The sequence below is a fragment of the Pseudomonas sp. NPDC089741 genome (assembly GCF_044748825.1).
Classification (GTDB): Bacteria; Pseudomonadota; Gammaproteobacteria; order Pseudomonadales; family Pseudomonadaceae; genus Aquipseudomonas; species Aquipseudomonas helmanticensis.
Genome location: NZ_JBIVGT010000044.1, coordinates 1 through 1,508 on the forward strand (window position 1 = coordinate 1; position 1,508 = coordinate 1,508).

1 protein-coding gene and 2 pseudogenes are annotated in these 1,508 nt (G+C 57.4%); all 3 read left to right on the forward strand.

What is annotated here, in order from left to right:
* Nucleotides 1–133: pseudogene (locus ACIPZE_RS26610) on the forward strand (ribose-phosphate pyrophosphokinase); the annotation flags it as partial.
* Nucleotides 134–275: 142 nt separating this feature from the next.
* A complete protein-coding gene (locus tag ACIPZE_RS26615; RefSeq protein ID WP_129395493.1) occupies nt 276–878 on the forward strand; it encodes a 50S ribosomal protein L25/general stress protein Ctc in 603 nt (200 codons plus the stop codon).
* Between the two features lie 170 nt (nt 879–1,048).
* Nucleotides 1,049–1,507: pseudogene (pth, locus tag ACIPZE_RS26620) on the forward strand (aminoacyl-tRNA hydrolase); the annotation flags it as partial.
* Between the last annotated feature and the right edge of the window lies 1 nt (nt 1,508).

The following is a 1,508-nucleotide window of genomic DNA, read 5'->3' on the forward strand; positions in this document are numbered from 1 at the left end:
CACCACCCCCAGCCCGCGGTCCGCGCCTCCCCACGCCGGTGCACGTCACCGTCAACGGGACCTCGCCCCGGTTGTTGCCGAAGCGGTTCGCCGCATCAGCAATGAAGAATCGATCAGCGCGATGTTCCGTTAAGGGCCCTGCCCTTCTCGAAATGTCTCGTTGACGAAAAGCGCCCCGCCCCGGCATTCCTGCCGGGGCGGGGCTTTTTTGCCCATACCGTGTTTGGCGCTGGTCGCAAACGCCACTCCGGTCATGGCTATATTGGAGATACACAATGAACGATTTTACTCTGAATGCTGAAGTGCGTTCCGACCTGGGGAAAGGTGCGAGCCGCCGCCTGCGTCGTCTCGCAAGCCTGGTTCCAGCTGTAGTTTACGGTGGCGAAAAAGCCCCTGAATCCATCAGCATGCTGGCTAAAGAAGTTGCCAAACTGCTCGAAAACGAAGCGGCTTACAGCCACATCATCGAGCTGAACGTTGGCGGCACCAAGCAGAACGTAATCATCAAAGCTCTGCAACGTCACCCGGCTAAAGGCCACGTGCTGCACGCTGACTTCGTACGCGTTGTCGCTGGCCAGAAACTGACCGCTATCGTTCCTGTGCACTTCATCAACGAAGCTGCTCCAGTGAAGAAAGGCGGCGAGATTTCGCACGTTGTTGCTGAAATCGAAGTGACCTGCCTGCCGAAAGATCTGCCTGAGTTCATCGAAGTCGATCTGGCTGACGCTGAAATCGGTTCGATCATTCACCTGTCGGACCTCAAAGCTCCTAAAGGCGTTGAGTTCGTTGCTCTGGCACACGGCGATGACAAGGCTGTTGCCAACGTCCACGCTCCACGTGTTGCTCCAGAAGCTACCGAAGAAGGCGCAGCAGAGTAATTCACTCTGTCATGCCTGAGTGAGCAAGTAACATCGCGGACTGGAACGTAGCGAGAAAGCGGGCGGGAACGCGGAGTTTACATCATGGTAAATGAGCAATTTTCGTCCACTTTCGCCGCTTTCCCTGATCGCGGCGATGTTACTCACCACTCAAAGGAAGGGCCCCTATCGTGACTGCCATCAAACTGATCGTTGGCCTGGGAAATCCAGGCGCTGAATACGACCAGACCCGGCATAACGCAGGGGCCCTTTTTGTTGAGCGCATCGCCCAAGCACAGAATGTGAATCTTGTGGCCGATCGCAAATATTTCGGCCTGACCGGGCGCTATTCGCACCAGGGTCAGGATGTTCGTCTGCTGATTCCCACCACCTACATGAACCGCAGCGGCCAGGCCGTGGCGGCACTCGCCGGTTTCTTCCGCATCAAGCCTGAAGAAATCCTCGTGGCGCATGACGAACTCGATCTGCCTCCGGGCGTTGCCAAGCTCAAGCAGGGCGGCGGCCATGGCGGTCACAACGGGTTGCGCGACATCATTGCGCAACTGGGCAATCAGAATACGTTCTACCGCCTGCGGCTTGGCATCGGCCACCCGGGCGTCGCCAGTATGGTTTCAAATTTCGTCCTGGGTC

What these genes read in the sequence shown, in the direction of transcription:
- ACIPZE_RS26615 (WP_129395493.1), top strand. Translation starts at nt 276, where the DNA reads ATGAACGATTTTACTCTGAATGCTGAAGTGCGTTCCGACCTGGGGAAA.